General features: G+C 75.9%; 20 protein-coding genes. 11 read left to right on the top strand and 9 right to left on the bottom strand.

The window, feature by feature from the left end; translation table 11 throughout:
- Positions 1-27: 27 nt before the first annotated feature.
- Both SJY06_RS17480 and SJY06_RS17475 read right to left on the bottom strand, forming a co-directional pair.
- Positions 28-1290: a phosphotransferase gene (locus SJY06_RS17480; RefSeq protein WP_380168808.1), complete on the bottom strand. Its 1263-nt coding sequence runs from the start codon at positions 1288-1290 to the stop codon at positions 28-30.
- Positions 1287-1913, bottom strand: coding sequence for a cob(I)yrinic acid a,c-diamide adenosyltransferase (locus SJY06_RS17475; RefSeq protein WP_380168807.1), 627 nt, complete (start codon positions 1911-1913; stop codon positions 1287-1289). Before SJY06_RS17475 ends, SJY06_RS17480 begins: the two co-directional genes overlap by 4 nt.
- A gap of 111 nt (positions 1914-2024) precedes the next feature.
- On the opposite strand from SJY06_RS17475, the gene SJY06_RS17470 reads away from it, so the two are divergent.
- From SJY06_RS17470 to SJY06_RS17460, 3 genes are read left to right on the top strand one after another with little or no spacing between them, the layout of a single operon-like run.
- On the top strand, positions 2025-2351 hold the full coding sequence (locus SJY06_RS17470) for a hypothetical protein (RefSeq protein WP_380168806.1): 327 nt from the start codon (positions 2025-2027) through the stop codon (positions 2349-2351).
- A 49-nt stretch (positions 2352-2400) separates the two neighbouring features.
- Positions 2401-2718, top strand: coding sequence for a DMT family transporter (locus SJY06_RS17465; protein WP_380168805.1), 318 nt, complete (start codon positions 2401-2403; stop codon positions 2716-2718).
- Positions 2715-3398, top strand: coding sequence for a TetR/AcrR family transcriptional regulator (locus SJY06_RS17460; RefSeq protein WP_380168804.1), 684 nt, complete (start codon positions 2715-2717; stop codon positions 3396-3398). The genes SJY06_RS17465 and SJY06_RS17460 overlap by 4 nt, the downstream gene beginning before the upstream one ends.
- Here the strand turns inward: SJY06_RS17460 and nucS are convergent.
- Positions 3395-4087: an endonuclease NucS gene (gene nucS / locus SJY06_RS17455; protein ID WP_380168803.1), complete on the bottom strand. Its 693-nt coding sequence runs from the start codon at positions 4085-4087 to the stop codon at positions 3395-3397. The two genes, SJY06_RS17460 and nucS, sit on opposite strands and share 4 nt — an antisense overlap.
- Positions 4088-4140: 53 nt before the next feature.
- Between nucS and SJY06_RS17450 the strand changes: the two genes are divergently transcribed.
- From SJY06_RS17450 to SJY06_RS17435, 4 genes are all read left to right on the top strand, one after another.
- Positions 4141-4476 (top strand): hypothetical protein, encoded by a 336-nt coding sequence (locus tag SJY06_RS17450; RefSeq protein WP_380168802.1) that lies wholly within the window; start codon positions 4141-4143, stop codon positions 4474-4476.
- 100 nt (positions 4477-4576) lie between these two features.
- Positions 4577-5383 (top strand): alpha/beta hydrolase, encoded by an 807-nt coding sequence (locus SJY06_RS17445; protein ID WP_380168801.1) that lies wholly within the window; start codon positions 4577-4579, stop codon positions 5381-5383.
- A gap of 85 nt (positions 5384-5468) precedes the next feature.
- On the top strand, positions 5469-5768 hold the full coding sequence (locus SJY06_RS17440; RefSeq protein WP_380168800.1) for a Dabb family protein: 300 nt from the start codon (positions 5469-5471) through the stop codon (positions 5766-5768).
- Positions 5765-6187: an META domain-containing protein gene (locus SJY06_RS17435; protein WP_380168799.1), complete on the top strand. Its 423-nt coding sequence runs from the start codon at positions 5765-5767 to the stop codon at positions 6185-6187. The genes SJY06_RS17440 and SJY06_RS17435 overlap by 4 nt, the downstream gene beginning before the upstream one ends.
- Positions 6188-6207: 20 nt before the next feature.
- On the opposite strand, the gene SJY06_RS17430 is transcribed toward SJY06_RS17435, so the two are convergent.
- From SJY06_RS17430 to mce, 5 genes are all read right to left on the bottom strand, one after another.
- A complete protein-coding gene (locus tag SJY06_RS17430) occupies positions 6208-6432 on the bottom strand; it encodes a YbdD/YjiX family protein (protein ID WP_380168798.1) in 225 nt (74 codons plus the stop codon).
- Complete coding sequence (locus SJY06_RS17425) at positions 6429-8615, bottom strand: carbon starvation CstA family protein (RefSeq protein WP_380168797.1); 2187 nt, start codon at positions 8613-8615, stop codon at positions 6429-6431. Before SJY06_RS17425 ends, SJY06_RS17430 begins: the two co-directional genes overlap by 4 nt.
- A gap of 155 nt (positions 8616-8770) precedes the next feature.
- Positions 8771-10048 (bottom strand): AI-2E family transporter, encoded by a 1278-nt coding sequence (locus SJY06_RS17420; protein ID WP_380168796.1) that lies wholly within the window; start codon positions 10046-10048, stop codon positions 8771-8773.
- Between the two features lie 76 nt (positions 10049-10124).
- Complete coding sequence (locus SJY06_RS17415) at positions 10125-11603, bottom strand: hypothetical protein (RefSeq protein ID WP_380168795.1); 1479 nt, start codon at positions 11601-11603, stop codon at positions 10125-10127.
- 57 nt (positions 11604-11660) lie between these two features.
- Positions 11661-12164: a methylmalonyl-CoA epimerase gene (mce, locus tag SJY06_RS17410; protein ID WP_380168794.1), complete on the bottom strand. Its 504-nt coding sequence runs from the start codon at positions 12162-12164 to the stop codon at positions 11661-11663.
- A 59-nt stretch (positions 12165-12223) separates the two neighbouring features.
- Here mce and SJY06_RS17405 point away from each other — a divergent pair, with 59 nt between their 5' ends.
- The 4 genes from SJY06_RS17405 to SJY06_RS17390 all read left to right on the top strand — a co-directional run bounded on the left by SJY06_RS17405 (position 12224) and on the right by SJY06_RS17390 (position 15726).
- Complete coding sequence (locus tag SJY06_RS17405; protein WP_380168793.1) at positions 12224-13474, top strand: acetyl-CoA C-acyltransferase; 1251 nt, start codon at positions 12224-12226, stop codon at positions 13472-13474.
- The gene (gene meaB / locus SJY06_RS17400) at positions 13474-14457 is read left to right on the top strand and encodes a methylmalonyl Co-A mutase-associated GTPase MeaB (RefSeq protein ID WP_380168792.1); all 984 of its coding nucleotides are present in this window, start codon (positions 13474-13476) and stop codon (positions 14455-14457) included. Before SJY06_RS17405 ends, meaB begins: the two co-directional genes overlap by 1 nt.
- 37 nt (positions 14458-14494) lie before the next feature.
- Positions 14495-14800, top strand: a complete 306-nt coding sequence (locus SJY06_RS17395; RefSeq protein ID WP_380168791.1) for an MTH1187 family thiamine-binding protein — start codon at positions 14495-14497, stop codon at positions 14798-14800.
- Between the two features lie 68 nt (positions 14801-14868).
- Positions 14869-15726 (top strand): TspO/MBR family protein, encoded by an 858-nt coding sequence (locus tag SJY06_RS17390; RefSeq protein WP_380168790.1) that lies wholly within the window; start codon positions 14869-14871, stop codon positions 15724-15726.
- A 5-nt stretch (positions 15727-15731) separates the two neighbouring features.
- On the opposite strand, the gene SJY06_RS17385 is transcribed toward SJY06_RS17390, so the two are convergent.
- On the bottom strand, positions 15732-17978 hold the full coding sequence (locus tag SJY06_RS17385) for a beta-propeller domain-containing protein (RefSeq protein ID WP_380168789.1): 2247 nt from the start codon (positions 17976-17978) through the stop codon (positions 15732-15734).
- Between the last annotated feature and the right edge of the window lie 44 nt (positions 17979-18022).

Raw genomic sequence — 18022 nt, 5'->3', positions numbered from 1 at the left:
CAGCCGGGAGCCGGCAGCCGGGAGCCGTCAGTCGTCCACGGCCGCCAGCAGCCGGGGCAGCAGGTCGGGTCCGTGGGTCCACGGCCGGCGGTGGGCCTGCTGCAGCATCACCCGGGGCAGTCCCAGCCACTGCTGGGTGCGGCGCTCCCAGCCCGGGCGCCGGTTGCGGACCGGGCCGGTGGCCAGGGTCAGCAGGACCAGGGCGGTCCGCCGCCACAGCAGCTCGGGCTCGCTGGTGGCCACGGCCAGGTGCTCGTGCAGCTCGGCGGCGCACGCGTCGGTCACGTCCGGGTGCGCCAGCGGAAGCAGCGCCAGGTGCGCCAGCACGCACGCCTCGTCGTCCACCCGGTGGCCGGGCCCGGCGGTGTCGAGGTCCAGGACGCCCGACAGCCGGCCGCGGGTCACCATGACCTGGGCCTCGTACAGGTCGCCGTGGACCGGTACCACCGGCAGCCGCGCGACCTCGGCGGCCACGTCCGCCTCGGCCGCGACGGTCCGGACGGTGTCCGCGGCCGACGGCAGGGCCGCGCCGAGCAGCGCGACGTGGTGCCAGGACTGCTCGCACCACGACGGCCGGCGCGGCGCCAGCAGCAGGCTGCCGGGCAGCCGGTCCATCGTCGCCCACAGCTCGGTCGCGTCCGGGGTCGGCAGGCCCTGCCGCATGGTCGAGCGCCAGGTCTCGCCGCCCAGCCGCTCCAGCACGACCACGCCGCGCGGGTCGGTGCCGAGGCTGCGCGGTGCGGCCACCCCGGCCGCGGTGAGCTCGCGGTGGCGACGGTGCAGGCCCCGGGCGTGCCGGGGCGGGACCACCTTGAGGAAGACGCTGGCGCCGTGGGCGCGCGCCTCCACCACCGCCCTTCGCCGGGGCCGGTAGGCGCGCAGGTCCAGCGTCACGTCCTGCGGGCGGGTGGGGACGCCGCAGTCGCTCAGCAGGTCCGCGACGGCCCCGGTGTCCATCGCGGGGACCAGGCCCGGCAGGGCCGGGTCGTGCGGCAGCACCCACACGCCCAGCCGGACGTCGTCGCTGGCCAGCACCAGCGTGCCGGTGGCCCCGTCCAGCGAGTCCACCTCGGTGGTCAGGGCCAGCACCGCCGGCACGGCCGAGCCGTCCGGGCGGCGGACGAGCACGTCGTGCACGGCGGTCGCACCCGAACCGGGACGGTGGTCGACCGAACGCAGCGCGGACCGCTCCAGGTCGCCCCCCAGCTCGGCGGCGGCCAGCCGGAGCGCGGCGTCGGCGGCGGGGCCGTGGACCAGCCCCACCTCGTCGCCGGACCCCGGGCCGGTCATCCCGGTTGCTGCTGGCGGCCCCCGCCCGGGGCCCACATCACGTCGCCGGCCTCGCGGTTGGCGTAGCGGGACAGCACGAACAGCAGGTCCGACAGCCGGTTGAGGTACTGCGCGGTCAGGGTGCTGACGCCGCCGGGGCCGTCCTCGGCCGCGACGGCCTCGGCGCCGTAGCGCTCGACGGCCTCCCAGGTGGACCGCTCCGCGCGCCGGACCACGGTGCGCGCCGTGTGCAGGCGGGCGGCGGCCAGGGTGCCGCCCGGCAGCACGAACGAGCGCAGCTTGGGCAGGTCGGCGTTGTACGTGTCGATCGCCGCCTCGAGGTCGGCCACGTAGTCGGCGGTGACCCGCAGCGGGGGGTACTCGTAGCTGGGGCGCAGCGGGGTGCACAGGTCGGCGCCGACGTCGAACAGGTCGTTCTGCACCCGCAGCAGCAGGGCGGCGACGTCGTCGTCCAGCTCCGCCCGCGGTGCGCCGGCCAGGGCCTCGCCGATGGCGCAGTTGGCCTCGTCGGTGTCGGCGTACGCGACCAGGCGCGGATCCGTCTTGTAGGTGCGCGACATGTCGCCCAGGTCGGTCGTGCCGGCGTCGCCGGTCTTCGTGTAGATGCGCGAGAGGATGACCACCCGCCTCAGCCTAGGTCGCTGCGGCGGGACCGCCACAGCGACCGGCGCCCGCCCGGCCCGGGAGCGACGCCGTGCCGTGCCCGCGGGGCGGCCGGGGCGCACACTGGTGCCGTGCCCTCGTGGGAGAACTACAGCTTCGCCTTCGGCCCGCTCGTGGCCCTGGTCGTGGTGCTCGTGCTGGTCCTGCTGCTGCGCTGGACCTTCACACGGGGGCGCTCGCTGGTCGAGCGTCCCGCCCGGCCCGGGGGTGAGCAGGACTACGGCCTGCTCACCGCCGTGGCCGCCCCCGCCACGTTCGTCGAGGCCGAGCTGCTGCGGCAGCGGCTGCTGACCCACGGCATCCGGGCGACGCTTGCCCCCACCACGGCCGGGCCCCGGGTGATGGTCTTCCCCGGTGACGTCGACCTGGCCCACGAGGTGCTGCGCACGGCCCCGTGATGGTACGGTCGTACCAAGTGGTACGGACGTACTAGATGAGGAGGGCCTGATGGCCTGGGCACTGGTGGTCGTGGCGGGGCTGTTCGAGACGGCGTTCGCGATCTCGTTGAAGCTGTCCGACGGGTTCCGGCAGGTGGGCTGGACGATCGGGTTCGTGGTGTTCGCGGCCCTGAGCTTCACCCTGCTGAGCACGGCCCTGAGGAGCCTGCCCGTGGGCAGCGCCTACGCGGTGTGGGTGGGGATCGGGGCGGTCGGCACCGCCGTGGTCGGCATGGTCTGGCTGGGTGAGGGGGTCGGGGTCGCCCGGCTGCTGAGCATCGTCCTCGTCGTGGCCGGGGTCGTCGGACTCCAGCTGACCAGCCGGTGAGCGCGCGGGGGGAGCAGCGCCGGGAGGCCCTGGTGGTCGCGGCCGCGGCGCTGCTGGGCCGGGACGGGCCCGGGGCCCTGAGCGCCCGCTCGGTGGCGGGCGAGGCGGGCGTGCCGCTGGCCGCGGTGTCCTACTACTTCGACACGGTCGACGACCTGGTGCGCACGGCGGCCGAGCGGCTCTACGACGGCTACCTGCGGGCGGCCCGGGACCTGGTCGACCGGGCCCCCGCCGGGCTGGACGACGACGGGCTCGCCCGGCTCGTGGTGCGGGTGTGGCTGGACCCGACGCCGGCCGGTCCGGACCCTGACCGGGTGCGGAGCCTGCTGACGTCGCTGGCCTCGGCCGCCCAGGCGCCCGCGCTCGCCCCCCGGCTGCGGCGCTACGACCGGGGGGCCAGCGACCTGCTCGCCCAGGTGCTGCGGGGGGCGGGGCGGGAGACCGGCCGGGTGCGGGTGCTGCTCGCCGCGCTGGACGGCTTCGCCCTGGCCCGGCTGTGCGGGGTGTCGGCGGGGGAGGGGGCCGGTGAGGACGGTGCTGCTGAGGACGGTGCCGGTGGGGACGGTGCCGGTGAGGACGGTGCCGCCGACCTGCGCCCCGGCACCCTGCTGGACGACCTGGCCGGGGATTTGCGCCTGGTGCTGGACGACCTGGCCCCGACCGCGCCGACCGGGCCCTAGAACAGGCGCGCGGTCGGGTCGTCCCGCCCCGACAGCGACACGTAGTCCACGACCAGGCACTCGATGCCGCGGTCGGTCGCCAGCACCCGGGCCTGCGGCTTGATCTCCTGGGCCGCGAAGACCCCGCGGACCGGGGCCAGCATGGGGTCGCGGTTCATCAGGTCCAGGTAGCGGGTCAGCTGCTCGACCCCGTCGATCTCGCCGCGCCGCTTGACCTCGACCGCCACGTGGGCCCCCGAGGCGTCCCGCAGCAGCAGGTCGACCGGGCCGATCGGGGTCATGTGCTCGCGGCGGACCAGGCGGTAGCCCTCGCCGAAGGTGTCGGTGTGGGCGGCCAGCAGGGTCTGCAGGTGCGCCTCGACGCCGTCCTTGACCAGGCCGGGGTCGATGCCGAGCTCGACCTCGTGCTCGTGCAGCACCTCGTGGATCACCACGCGCAGCTCGTCGTCGCCCTTCTTGGCCCGGACCCGCCACACCTCGACCGCACCGGCGGGGTCGGTCGGCTCCGGCGCCTGGACCGTCGTGGTGCAGGGCGGCGACATCCAGTTCAGCGGCTTGTACGACCCGCCGTCGGAGTGCACCAGCACCGAGCCGTCCGCCTTGCGCACCAGCAGCCGGGCCGCCGGGGGCAGGTAGGCGTCGAGCCGGCCCGAGTACGTCACCTCGCACCTCGCGACCACCATCCGCACGCCCGCAGCCTAGGGCGTGCGGCGGGCCCCGCCGGACCGGGGACACTGGGGGCATGGCCCGATCCTCACGCCCCGGTGGGCGACCGTCGCGCGGGCTGTCCAAGTGGCAGCGGGCCGCCGGCCAGGACCGGCCCCTGGGCCTGGGTGGCCTGGGGGGCGGCGACGTCACCGAGAACCACGCCGACGGGGCCTGGGTGGTCCGCCGCATCAGCGGGGCCACCAGCACCAAGGACTACACCTGCCCGTCGTGCTTCGGCCGGATCCGGCCCGCGACGCCGCACGTGGTGGCCTGGCCCGACTCGCGCCCCCTGCTGGGCGGCGAGGCCTCCGACGCCCGCCGGCACTGGCACACCGCCTGCTGGGAGCGCCGGTCCCGCACGGGCCGCTGAGCACGCCCGGGCCTCGGGTGTCGGGCCTCGGGCCTCGGGCGATGGGCGTACGGGGGGCGCGGGGGCATGAGGCCGTGCGGACGCCGGTAGCGTGCCCGACGTGTCGAGCAGCGCCAGCACCCCCCGCACCCGGACCGTCGTCAGCGAGGGGACCGGTCCGGTCGAGATCGGCCCCACGACGCGGCTGCCCGCGCGCCGCGAGGACGTCGAGCTGCACACCCCCGACGGCCTGCGCCTGGTCGGCGAGCTCGCCCTGCCCCCCGAGGCCGACCCCGTCGCGACCCTGGTGTGCCTGCACCCGCTACCCACCCACGGCGGCTACATGGACTCCCACGTGCTGCTCAAGGCGTCCTACCGGCTGCCCGCGCTGGCTCGTGCGGCGGTGCTGCGGTTCAACCTGCGCGGGGTCAGCAGCCCGCGCGGCACCAGCGAGGGCAGCTTCGACTCCGCCCGGGGCGAGCAGCACGACGTCGCCGCCGCGCTCGCGTTCGCCGAGGACGCCGGGCTGCCCGAGGTCACCGTGCTCGGCTGGTCCTTCGGCACCGACCTGGCCCTGATGCACGCGCGGGACCCGCACGTGCGCCGCCTGGTGCTGCTGTCACCGCCGCTGCGCTTCTCCACCGACGACGACCTCGCGTTCTGGGCCCGCGACGGCCGTGACGTGCTGGCCCTGGTGCCGGAGCACGACGACTACCTCCAGCCGCCGCAGGCCCGGGAGCGGTTCGCCGCGGTGCCGCAGGCCCGGGTCGTCGGCGTCGACGGGGCCAAGCACCTGTGGGTGGGCGAGCAGCACGTCAAGCGCGTGCTGGACGAGGTCGTCGCGGCCGTGGTGCCGGGCGCCGGGCCGCTGCCGACGACGTGGGACGGGCCCTACGAGCGGGTCACCACCACCCTGCGAGCCGGCTGAGGTCCCCGGCGGCGGTCGCTGGCAGGATCGGGCCCGACCCGACCGGGGCCGTCCGCCCCGGACCGACGACAGGACGGACCGCCCCGTGATCGAGCACACCGTCAGCTTCCGCCTCGTGCACCCCGAGGGCTCCGAGGCCGAGCAGGAGTTCCTGGCCCACGGCCGGGCCGTGCTCTCGGCCGTGCCCGGGGTGCAGGGCTTCGTCGTCAACCGGCAGGTCAGCCCCAAGAGCCCCCACCGCTTCCAGTTCTCGATGCGGTTCGCGGACGAGCAGGCCTACCGCGCCTACGACGAGCACCCCGACCACGTCCGGTTCGTCAGCGAGCGCTGGCTGCCGGAGGTCGCCGAGTTCCAGGAGCTCGACCTGACCGCCTGGGTGCCGTGACCCAGTCCGGGACCACCCCGCCCGAGGGGGAGTGGTCCCTGGTCGTGCTGGGGGAGCCCGGGGCCGGGGCCGGGGCGAGGGCGGGGGACGAGACCGGGGCCGCCCCGGGCGGCGTGGGTGCCGAGGCCGTGCCCTCCCTGGTGCTCGCCGGCGGGCTGGCGACCGGCACGGGCGGCGTCAACCGGTTCCGGGGCACGTACGAGGCGCCGGGGGAGGGCGACCTGCGCCTGTCGCCGCTGCTGAGCACCCGCATGGCCGGGCCCCCGGCCGCCAACGCCCTCGAGACGGCCTACCTCGACGCGCTGGCCCGGGTGGCCCGCTTCGAGCTGGTCACGGACCCGTCAGGCCCGGGTGGGGACCGGCTGCTGCTGCGCGACGGGTCCGGCGCCGTCCTGGTCGTCCTGCGCCGGGACCGCTGAAGCGGCCCGTCCGTGCCTGCTCAGCAGCAGCGCGCCTGGGGGGTGGCCTCCGCCACGTCCTGACGCCGGCGCTCGAACGCCCGCCGCGTCCCCGGGTCCAGGCCCGCCCGCGTGCAGCGCGCGACGTGGGCGTCCCAGCGCGTCTCGCCCGAGGCGGTCCGCAGGTACCAGACCAGACCGCGCCAGGCCCGGGCCAGGCCCGCGACCGGGGCCCGCGTCGCCCGCCGCGTCCCGAGGACCGTCACTGCTGCGCCCCGGTGAGGCCCTGCCGGTGCTCGGCCGCCTCGCGCCGCTCCTGCGCCGTGGGCACCATCCCGGCCGGCTCGACCAGGGCGCTGGGTGTGTGGGGCACCTCCGTGGTGGGCAGGCTCCCGGCCCGCAGCGCCCTGACCACGACCACAGCCGCGTTGACCACGACCACGAGCACCAGCAGCGCGAACACGGACTGCAGCACGCCGTTGACGGTCGAGTTGAACACCACCTGCTCCATCTGCCCGACGTCGGTCGCCGGGGCCAGCAGCTCGCCCTCGGCCAGCGCGTCGGCGTAGCGGGCGCGCTGGGCGAAGTAGCCGATCGCCGGGACGTCGGAGAACACCTTCTGGTAGCTGGCCGTCATGGTCACCACGAGGTCCCAGACCAGCGGGATGCCCGGCACCCAGGCCCAGCGGGCCTTGCCGTGCTTGATCATCAGCGTCACGCACAGCGTCAGCGCGATGGCGGCCAGCAGCTGGTTGGCGATGCCGAACAGCGGGAACAGCTGGTTGATCCCGCCGAGCGGGTCGGTGACGCCCACGTACAGGAAGTACCCCCACGCCCCGACCACGGCGGCGCTGGCCAGGTAGTTGGCGGGCCGCCAGGACAGGTCGCCGAAGCGGGGCCAGACGTTGCCGATCGTGTCCTGCAGCATGAACCGGCCCACCCGGGTGCCGGCGTCCACGGCGGTGAGGATGAACAGCGCCTCGAACATGATCGCGAAGTGGTACCAGAACGCCTGCAGCCCGCCCCCGAACGCGGTGGCGAAGATCTGCGAGATGCCCAGCGCCAGCGTCGGGGCGCCGCCGGTGCGCGAGACCAGGTCCTCCTCGACGGCGGCCGACTCGGCCGTGATGGTCGCGGCGTCGGTGGAGAAGCCCAGGCCCTGCACGAACGCCGCCGCGGACTCGGCGGTGCCACCCGTGGCTCCGGCGGGGGAGTTGATGGCGAAGTACAGCCCCTGGTCGATGACCGAGGCGGCGATCAGCGCGCTGATGGCGACGAAGGACTCCATCAGCATGCCGCCGTAGCCGATCAGACGGACCTGGCGCTCCTTGGCGATCAGCTTGGGCGTGGTGCCCGAGGCGATCAGGGCGTGGAAGCCCGACAGCGCACCGCAGGCGATCGTGATGAACACGAAGGGGAACAGCGATCCCGCGAAGACCGGGCCGTCGCCCTCGGTGGCGAAGGACGTGACGGCCTCGTTGGCCAGCACCGGGCGGGCCAGCAGCAACGCCACCGCCAGCAGCACGATGACGCCGATCTTCATGAAGGTCGACAGGTAGTCGCGCGGCGTGAGCAGCATCCACACCGGCAGCACCGAGGCCACGAAGCCGTAGACCACCAGCGCGACGACCAGGGTCTCCGGCGTCAGGGTGAGCGCGTCGCCCAGGCCCCACGCCTCCACGTAGCCGCCGCCCACGATGGCCAGCAGCAGCAGCACGACGCCGATGCCGGTGGCCTCCAGCACCCGGCCGGGGCGGATGATGCGCAGGTAGACGCCCATGAACAGCGCGATCGGGATGGTCAGCGCGATGGAGAAGACGCCCCACGGCGACTCGGCCAGGGCGTTGACGACGATGAGGGCCAGCACGGCCAGGATGATGATCATGATGGCGAACACGGCGATCAGCGCGGCCACCCCGCCGACCGGGCCGATCTCCTCGCGCACCATCTGGCCCAGGCTCTTGCCGTTGCGCCGCATCGAGAAGAACAGCACCACCATGTCCTGGACCGCACCGGCGAAGATGACGCCGACGACGATCCAGATCGTGCCGGGCAGGTAGCCCATCTGGGCCGCGAGCACGGGACCGACCAGCGGGCCGGCGCCGGCGATGGCGGCGAAGTGGTGCCCGAACAGCACCCGCCGGTCGGTCACCTCGTAGTCGACGCCGTTGTCCAGCCGCTCCGCGGGGGTCGCCCGCGTGTCGTCCAGCACGAGCACCCGGTAGGCGATGAAGCGCGAGTAGAACCGGTAGGCGATCGCGTACGACGCCAGCGCGGCGAACAGGATCCACAGCGCCGACACCTGCTCGCCGCGGGCCACGGCCAGCACGGTCCAGGACAGCCCGCCGACTGCGGCGACGGCCACCCAGACCGCGACCTGCAGCGGGCCGCGGGGGCGTGTCGACGGCGGTCCGGGCCCGCGGTCCACCGCTTCGGCGACGCGGCTCACCGTCGGTTCCGGACGGGCTGGGGCGCTGTGGTCGCGGCGACGGTCATGGTGGGCTCCTCGACGTCCGGCAGGCCCCGCCGTCGGAGCCCGCGAGGCAGGTATAGCCCAGATGTCCGGTGTGCACTATTCGTCGTGACTCGTCCCCCGGTGCGTGGCTAGGCCGCCTCCTGGCGGGGGTACACCACGCGCTGCACGACCAGCAGGACCGTGGCGGCCAGCGGGATCGCCACCAGCGCCCCGATCAGGCCCAGCAGGGAGCCCCCGACCAGCGCCGCGACCACCGCCAGCGTGCTCGGGACGGCCACCGTGCGCGACATGATCCGCGGCAGGATCAGGTAGTTCTCGACCTGCTGGTAGACCAGGAACCACACCGCCAGCACGACCCCGTCGGTCAGGTCGCCCAGCGCGGCCACGGTGCAGGCGAGGATGGCGCCGAGGGTGGCGCCGACGAGCGGGATGAGCCCGAACACCCCGACGGCGAAGGCGAGCGCGACGGAGTAGCGGACGTCCAGGACCGTCATGACGACGAAGGACAGCAGTCCGTTCAACGTCGCGACGGCCAGCTGGCCCAGCACGTAGCCGCCGACCCGGCGCTGCGCCTCCTCGCCGATCTCGCGCACCCGCTCGCGGCTGCTGCGCGGCACCAGCCGGTAGGCCCCGGCGGTGATGGTCTTGAGCGAGGCCAGGAAGTACAAGGTGAGGATCAGCACGAGCAGGACGCTGAACACCCCCGTCACCACGGCGCGGCCGGCGCCGAGCACGCCGCCGAACAGCGCGTCGATGGTGGTGCTGCTGTTGAGCCGGCTCTCGATCTCGGCGTTGATCCGCTCGAACAGGCCGAAGCGCGCGTCGAGGGTCTGCGCCAGGTCGCTCTGCTCGATCCGGCCGACGTAGATCGGTGACACCCGCACCAGCTGGGAGCTCTCCGCCACCACCAGCGGGGCCACGGCCGCGACGAACCCGCCCACCGCCACCACCAGCAGCCCGAAGGTCAGCCCCACCGCGGCCGGGCGGGGGAGGCCCTTGCGCTCCAGCCACACGACGAACGGGTCCAGGCTCAGGGCCAGGAACAGGGCCGCGAAGACGAGGGTGACGATCTGCCCGGCCTGCACGACCGCCTGCACCAGGCCGACGGCGAGCAGCACCCCGAGGGCGCCGACGAACCCCACGGCGAAGGGCGAGAAGGACCGGGACCCCGACGCGACGGCGACCACGGGCTGCAGCGGCTCGGCCGTGGTCCCCGGGTCACGCGTCGGGCCGTCGTCCGCGTGGTCCGCGGTCCGGGGGCCGTCGCCGTCCGGGGGGCCGTTGCCGTCCGGGGCGTCCGGGGCGTCCGGGGCGGCAGGGTCGTCCGCGCGCGACCCGTGGTCACCGGGGTCGGGGGCGCGGGAGGGCTGGGTGTCCTCCGCCTCGCGCGACGTCCGGGTGCTCACGCCGTCCACGGTAGGCCCGTAGGTACCCGGACGGGGCGGGACGCGGCGTTCCGACCGGTCACGACCCGGCTGCGCCTCAGGCGTCGGGGCGCCGCTCCGCCGCCACGGCCTCCCGGTCCCCGTCGTTCGGGGCGTCGTCCGAGGCGTCGTTCGCGGCGTCGGTCGCGCGGTCCGTTACGTCGATCGCGTCGTCGTCGGTGCCCGCCGGCTCGTCCTCGACCACGTCGCCGTCCACCACGTCGCCGTCCACCACGTCGTCGGTGTCGGCCGCGGTGTCGCTGCTCCCGTCGCCGGCGGCCGTGGCCCCGTTCCCGGGCCCGTCCGCCTTGTCCGCCTGGTCCGCCTGGTCCGCCTGGTCCGCCTGGGGGGCGGCGGAGGCGTCCGCCGGGGCCTCGATCTCGCCCCGGTCGACGGCCTTGGTGAGCGCGGGCGACGCCGAGCCGCCGAGCAGGCTGCGCAGCTGGTTGAGGTGCTCCGTGATGGACTCGCGCTGCCGGGTCAGGTCGTCGACCTCGCGCTGGGCGGAGCCGCGGGAGCGCTCGGCCTCCGCCTTGGCCTCGCCCAGCACCCGCTCGGCGTGGATCCTGGCCTGGGCGAGCGCCTCGTCGGCGTTGCGCCGGGCGTTGGCCACCAGCGCCTTGGCCTGCTCGTCGGCGTTGCGCCGGGTGGTCTCCGCCGCCTCCAGCGCCTTGGCCGCCCGGGCCTCGGCCGCGTTCGCCCGGCCCTCGGCCTCGCCGACGATGGACTGCGCCTGGTGCACGGCGGCCTCGTGGCGGCCGGCGATCTCGCGCTCGGCCTCCTCGCGGTCCGAGGCGATCTGCATCTCGGCGTCCGAGCGGGCCTGGTTGGTGTCCTCGCGCGTGGTCTCCAGCAGCGCGGCCGCCTCGGCCCGCATCCGGTCGGCGTCCTGCTTGGCGGCGACGCGGGCGTCCTCGGCCTCCTTCTTGCCGGCCAGGCGCACCTCGGTGGCCTCGCGGTCGGCCGTCGCCCGCAGCCGGGCCACGTCGCGCTCGGCGGTCGTCCGCCGCTCCGAGGCCTCCTGCTCGGCGGCGGAGACGAGCTTGGCCGCCTGGCGCTCGGCGCCCTGGACCAGGTCGTCGGCCTTGCGGCGGGCGTCGTCGAGGATCTCGCCGGCCTCGTCGCGCGCCTGGTCGAGCATCTCCTGGGACTCGCGCGAGGCGGTGGCCCGGGTCTCGGCCACGGCGTTCTCGGCGGACGCGCGTAGCTCGGTGATCTCCAGACGGGCCTGGGCACGCATCTCGTCGGCGTCGTTGGTGGCCTGGTTGACCATGTCGGAGGACTGCTCCTCCGCCAGGCGCAGCAGCTGCTCGATCCGCGAGCCCAGCCCGGAGTACGACGGCCGCTCGGCCTCCCGCAGCTGCCGGTGGGCCTCGGACAGCTCGCCCGCCAGCTGCATGGAGCGGGTGTCGAGGTCCTCGACCCGCGAGCGAGCCTCCTTCAGGGACCGTTCCAGCTGGGCCAACCGGGCCTCGACCTGGGACCGGTCGTAACCGCGCATGACCACGGCGAACTGGCTCGGGCTGATGTCGCTCACGGTGAGGCTCCTCGTCACTTGCTGTGCACGTGTCCGGCACGGGCCGTGCGTTCGACCCTAGCGGGGCGCGACCGCCGCCGGTGGGTCGGCGGCGGGCTGCACGAGCTCGACCAGCACCCCGCCGCAGTCCTTCGGGTGGGCGAAGTTGACCAGGCTGCCCGCGGTGCCCGTCCGGGCCCGCTCGTACAGCACCCTCACCCCGGCCGCGCGCAGGTGGGCCGCCGCGGCCTCGACGTCCAGCACCCGGTACGCGAGCTGCTGCAGGCCCGGCCCTGACCGCTCCAGGAAACGGGCCAGGGTCGAGGTCGGCCCCGTGGGGGCGAGCAGCTGGACCTGCACGGACCCGGCGGGCTGGTCCGGCCCGGCCAGCATCGCCTCCTCGACCTGCTGGTCGGGGTTGGTCTCGCGGTGGGTCAGCCGCAGGCCCAGCACCCGGGTGTGGAAGTCGACCGCGGCGTCCAGGTCGGGCACGGCGATCCCGACGTGGTCCACCCCGACCAGGCCGGGGACACCGCCCAGGGCCGCGGCGGCGGTGTCGGCGGGACCGGGGACCTCGGGCACCTCACCACCGTAGGACGCCCGCCACGGCGGCGCCCTTCCGCGGGCGTTAGCGTGTGGCCATGGTCTCCGTCATCGTCGCCGGTGCCCGCACGCCCATGGGGCGCCTGCAGGGCTCGTTGTCCTCGCTGCCCGCCCCGGTCCTGGCCGGGGTCGCCATCCGGGCCGCGCTCCGACGCTCCGGCTTCTCGCCCGAGGAGGTCGACCAGGCCGTCATCGGGCAGGTCCTGCAGGCCGGCGTCGGGCAGAGCCCCGCCCGGCAGGCGGCCGTGGCCGGTGGGCTGCCGATGTCGGTGCCCGCCGTGGCCGTCAACAAGGTCTGCCTGTCGGGGCTGAACGCCGTCACGATGGCCGACGCCATGATCACGGCCGGGCTGGCCGACGTCGTCGTCGCCGGGGGCACCGAGTCGATGTCCCAGGCCCCGCACCTGCTGCCCGGCAGCCGGGCCGGGCACACCTTCGGCGACGTGGCCCTGCTGGACCACATGGCCTACGACGGCCTGCGGGACACGTTCACCGCCCAGGCGATGGGGGCGCTGACCGAGGACGCCAACGACCCGACGGAGGCCACGGGCACGGCGGGTGGGCCGGGCGAGGCGGCCACGGCGGCCCGGTACCGGTTCGGTCGCGAGGAGCAGGACGCCTTCGCCGCCCGCTCCCACCGGCTCGCGGCGCTCGCCTGGGAGGAGGGCCGCTTCGCCGACGAGGTCGTCGAGGTCCAGGTGCCGCAGCGCAAGGGCGAGCCGGTCACGGTCGCGACCGACGAGGGCATCCGCGCCGGCACGACGGTGGAGTCGCTGGGCCGGCTGCGCCCGGCGTTCCGGCCCGACGGCACCGTGACGGCCGGCTCCGCGTCGCAGATCTCCGACGGGGCGGCCGCGGTGGTGGTGGCCCGCAAGGACCTCGTGGAGTCCCGGGGGCTGCCCTGGCTGGCCGAGGTGGGCGAGGCCGGCATGGTCGCCGGACCCGACTCGACGCTGCAGACCCAGCCCTCGGCCGCGATCCGGGCCGCCTGCGCCCGGGCCGGGATCGACCCGGCCGGCCTGGACCGCTACGAGATCAACGAGGCGTTCGCCGTGGTCGCGCTGGCCAGCGTCGCCGACCTGGGGCTGGGCCCGGAGCAGGTCGAGTCCCGGGTCAACGTCAACGGCGGGGCGATCGCGCTGGGCCACCCGATCGGCATGTCCGGCACGCGGCTCGCCCTGACCCTGGCCCTCGAGCTGCGTCGCAGCGGGGGCGGGGTGGGTGCCGCGGCGCTGTGCGGCGGCGGCGGTCAGGGCGACGCGCTGCTGCTGCGCGTCCCCCGCGGCTGATGCCGGGCGGCGCCCGGCAGCGTCGTCGCCTGGACGTCGGGGCCGAGCTCGACGCGGCCCGGCAGGGCTCGCACCGGGCCGTCGCCCGGCTGGTGTCGGTGGTGGCCGACGGCGGGCCGCAGCTGCGCGAGGTCGCCCGGGCGCTCGCCGACGGGACGCCGGCCACGGCCTGGGTGCTCGGGCTCACCGGCCCCCCGGGGGTGGGCAAGTCCACCACCGTGTCCGCCCTGGTCACCGCGCTGCGGGCCCAGGGCTCCCGGGTCGGCGTGCTCGCGGTGGACCCGTCCTCGCCGTTCTCGGGCGGGGCGCTGCTGGGCGACCGGGTGCGGATGGGCGCCCACGCCCTGGACGACGGCGTGTACGTCCGCTCGATGGCCTCGCGGGGCCACCTGGGCGGGCTCGCTGCTACCACGCCGCAGGCGGTGCGGGTGCTGGAGGCGGCCGGGGTGGACGTCGTCGTCGTCGAGACCGTCGGCGTCGGCCAGAGCGAGGTCGAGGTGGCCGGCCTGGCCGACACCACCGTCGTGCTGCTGGCCCCGGGCATGGGCGACGGGGTGCAGGCGGCCAAGGCCGGCATCCTGGAGGTGGCCGACGTCCTGGCCGTCAACAAGGCCGACCGGGACGGCGCCGACGCCACGGTGCGCGAGCTGCGCCAGTCGATCGCCCTCGGGGCCGACGGCCGGGCGCCGGGCGACTGGCGGCCGTCGGTGGTGCGGACCGTGGCCGCCCGGGGCGAGGTCGACGAGCTGCTGGAGGCGCTGCAGCAGCACCGTGAGTGGTCCACGGCCCACGGCCGCGCCGACGTGGTCCGCCGCCGCCGGGCGGCGGTCGAGGTCCGCGCGCTGGCCCTGGCGGACCTGGGTCGCCGCTTCGGCGAGCTGGGCTCCGGCGGCCTGCTCGACGACGTGGCCGGGCAGGTGGCCGGCGGCACCCTGGACCCGTTCGGCGCCGCGGACCGGCTGGTGGCCGCGGTCGAGGGCTGAGGCCTCGGTCCTGCCCGCGGCTGGCTAGCCTGGGTCCGTGCTGGTCGCCTTCTCCGTCGCCCCGTCCGTCTCCGGCCCCGACGGGTCCGTCTCGGCCGCGGTGGCCCGGGTGGTGCGCCTGGTCCGGGACTCGGGGCTGCCCCACCGGACCGACGCCATGTTCACCACGGTGGAGGGGGAGTGGGACGAGTGCATGGCCCTGGTCAAGTCCTGCGTCGACGTGCTGGCCGAGCAGGCGCCGCGCGTGTCGCTGGTCCTCAAGGCCGACGTCCGGCCGGGGCGCAGCGGTGAGCTGACCGGCAAGCTGGACCGGCTCGAGGCGGCCCTGGACGAGCTCGGCTGAGCCCCTCGGCCGAGCCCCGCGCCGCGGCGCGCGGGCAGGACGCGGCGGATCAGGGGAGGATGCCGGGCATGCCTGGTCACGATGACGGCACCCTCGCCGCGCCCGCTCCCGACGTCGACGACGCGCCCCCCGGTGACGCGACCCGCCCTCCGGCCCGCAGCGACCTGGTCCGGGTCGTCGCGGTCGCGGTGGCGGCGCTCGCCCAGATCGTCGGCAGCCCCCTGGGTGCGGCGCTGCCCGGCGCCCGCAGCGTCGCGGAGGTCTCCGACACCTTCGCCACGGTCGTGACCCCGGCGGGCTACGCGTTCGCGATCTGGGGCGTCATCTTCGCGTTGTGCCTGGCCTACGCCGTGTACCAGGCGCTGCCCGCCCAGCACGGCCGTCAGGTGCACCGTCGGGTCGGCTGGCCCCTGGCCGTCGCGTTCGGGGCCAACGCGGTCTGGGAGGTGGTCTTCCCGCAGGAGGGCGTCTGGCTGCTCGTGGCCAACGGGCTGATCCTGGTCACGGTCACCGCGACGGCGCTCGCCCTGGGGCGGCTGCAGGACCCGGAGCCCACCGGGGTCGACCGGGTCCTGCCCACGGTGGCTGCGTCGTTGCTGCTGGGCTGGGTCACCATCGCGACCGTGGCCAACGTGGCCATCTCCGGGGTGCACCTGGGGGCACCGACGGGAACGGCGCTGGCCTCGGGGGCCGGCATCGTGGCCCTGGTCGCGGCCGCGGCCGTGGTGCTGGACGTCAGCCTGCGGCTGAGGGTGGCGGCCGGGCCGTTCGCCGCCGCCGCCGGCTGGGGGGTGCTGGCCGTCGCGCTCAACGAGCCGCCCACCCCGGTCCGGCTGGCCGCGTGGTTCGCCCTGGCGGTCATCGGCGTGGGCGTCCTGGCCCAGGTCTGGCGCACCCGCCGTCTGGTGCGCACCGTCCTGGCCTGAGCCAGTCAGTCCAGAGCCACCTCGGCCAGCGTGGCCAGCCCGTCGGCGTCCAGCACTGTGAGCACGGTGCGGGCGGCCTCCGTGCCGTCCACCACCTGCCAGCTCTCGTGGGTGAGCAGCACCCGGTCCTCGGTGGTGGCCAGGCCGGCGAGCCAGCCGCCCTGGGGACCGGACCAGCTGCCCGACTCCGACACCGAGCCGTCGGCGCCGACGGCGACCGCGACCAGGCCGGAGCGGTAGGTCCCCGAGACCTCACGGTCCAGGGGGAGCACGGCCGTCCGGCTGGAGGGCAGGTAGGCGAACAGCCGGCTGTCCCACTCGGCCGCGCTGGAGGACCCCGGCCAGGTCAGGGTGTCGACGTCGGTGGGGGCCGCGAGGTCGGTGAGGTCGTAGGTCTCCACCTTGGCGCCGGTCAGGGTGCCGACCGCCGTGCCGTCCTGGCCCAGCCCGAGCAGCATCCCGTCGCCGACCGGGTGCAGGTACCCCGAGTAGCCGAGGACCTTCAGCTCGCCCAGCACCTGCGGCGAGGTCGGGTCGGCCAGGTCGACGGTGTAGAGCGGGTCCGTCTGCTCGAACGTCACCACCACCGCGAGGTCGTCGAACCAGCGCAGGGAGCGGATCTGCTCCCCGGGGCCCAGACCGTCGACCCGGCCCACCTGCTCGAGGCCGGCGGCGGTCTCCCGCAGCACCACGACGCTGGAGCTGGTGTCGGTGGGCGGGGCCGGTCGGGTGAGCCCGTCGACGGACCCGGAGCCCTCGGAGCCCTCGGTGCCGTCGGTGCCGTCCAGGGGCGGGCGCGAGGTGACCCCGACTCGCAGGTGGCCGTTGTGCGCGTCCAGCGCCCACGAGCCGAGCAGCCAGCCGTCCACCTGGCCCGATCCCAGGTAGTCGGTCCGTCCGGGCCGGCCGGTGTCGAAGCCGTGCAGCTCCGTGGTCACCTCCCCGGCCCCGCCGTCCCGTCCGGCGCCCCACAGCCAGCCGCCCGTCGTCGTCGCGACGTACAGGCGGTCGGGCGCGGCGTACACGAACGACCCGTCCGCGGTCACCGACGTCGTGCCGGTCAGGGTGGTGGCGGCCGCCGGGTCGATGGTCAGCACCGTCAGGGTCCCGGACCCCGCCTCGGTCGTGGGGTGGGCGACGTCGGCGCAGCCGACGGGCGCGCGGGTCAGGACCTGGCCCGACTCGTCGCGGGTCACCAGGTCGGGCAGCCAGTCCGAGGCCGTGGCGTCGCGGACGACCTGCTGGTTGCGCGCCAGCGCCTCGGCCTCGGTCCCGGCGTCGGGCTCCGACCACTGCGCGGCGTCGTCGCCGGTCCGGTCGTCCGACGCCTCCTGCTGCACGAGGTACGGGTCCACGAACGGGAGCACCGGCGTGGCCGAGGTGACGAGCCGCACGTGACCGCCGGCCGCCCGGGCGGACACGTAGCCGCCCTCGACCTCGACGGTGTCCACCACCACAGGCGCCGACGGGTCGCTGACGTCGACGGTGGTGGCCGTGGCCGTGGCCGCACCCCACGGCTGCGGGTAGGGCAGCAGGTCCACGGCGTCGGCCGGTCCCGGCGCGGAGCCGGCCGCGTCCCCGTCGGCCCCGTCGGCCCCGTCGGCCGGCAGCGTGGCCGAGCCGAGCACCACGACCCGGTCCTGGAGCAGCAGCAGCTCGCTGAAGTACCTCTCCGGGGGGAGCAGACCGGTCGCACCCGGCTCGCCGCCAGCCGCAGGCCCCGGGGCGAGGGTCACCTCGCCGAGCACGGTCCCGTCGAGGAGGTCGACGGCCACCAGGCGGGTCCCGGACAGGGTCCAGGCCACGCCGTCGGCGACCTTGACCCGGCTGGGCTCGTCGACGCCCTCCTCCTGCACGTTGGTCCCCGTGCCCGAGGACCCGACCGCCCCGCCGGTGGCGGCCGCACCGTCCCGGGCCACGGTCGCGTCCGCCCCGCCCGCGTCCGCCCCGCCCGCGTCCTCCGCCGCCGCCGCGAACGTGACGACCCCGCCGCCGAGGCCGTAGGCGGTGACGTGCGGCAGGGTGGCCTCCCGGTACCAGGCGACGAGCTCGTCGCAGCCGCCGAACGGCTGCAGCGACGCCTCCGCCGCGGCCTGCGGCGCCCGACCCAGGTCGAGCGCCACCACCCCGGCGCCCGCGACCAGGGCCGCGCCCACCCCGAGCGCGACCGCACGTCGCCGGGACCGGCGGGGGCCGCGGGACGCGACCGGGTCGGGCTGCTGCTGCGGCGGGTTCGCCTGTCCTCGGTCCACGACGTCCTCCTGCTGGTCCGTCCGGCCGGGCACCGCCCGGCCTC

Source organism: Jannaschia sp. R86511 (assembly GCF_042466345.1).
Lineage (GTDB): Bacteria > Actinomycetota > Actinomycetes > Actinomycetales > JBBAYJ01 > Aquipuribacter.
The sequence above is the reverse complement of the archived record's forward strand: the minus strand, read 5'-3'. Positions and strand labels throughout refer to the sequence as shown.

Coding starts and splice junctions, on each gene's coding strand:
- SJY06_RS17480 (WP_380168808.1), bottom strand. CDS start 1,290: ATGACCGGCCCGGGGTCCGGCGACGAGGTGGGGCTGGTCCACGGCCCC.
- SJY06_RS17465 (WP_380168805.1), top strand. CDS start 2,401: ATGGCCTGGGCACTGGTGGTCGTGGCGGGGCTGTTCGAGACGGCGTTC.
- SJY06_RS17450 (WP_380168802.1), top strand. CDS start 4,141: ATGGCCCGATCCTCACGCCCCGGTGGGCGACCGTCGCGCGGGCTGTCC.
- SJY06_RS17405 (WP_380168793.1), top strand. CDS start 12,224: ATGGTCTCCGTCATCGTCGCCGGTGCCCGCACGCCCATGGGGCGCCTG.
- meaB (WP_380168792.1), top strand. CDS start 13,474: ATGCCGGGCGGCGCCCGGCAGCGTCGTCGCCTGGACGTCGGGGCCGAG.
- SJY06_RS17390 (WP_380168790.1), top strand. CDS start 14,869: ATGCCTGGTCACGATGACGGCACCCTCGCCGCGCCCGCTCCCGACGTC.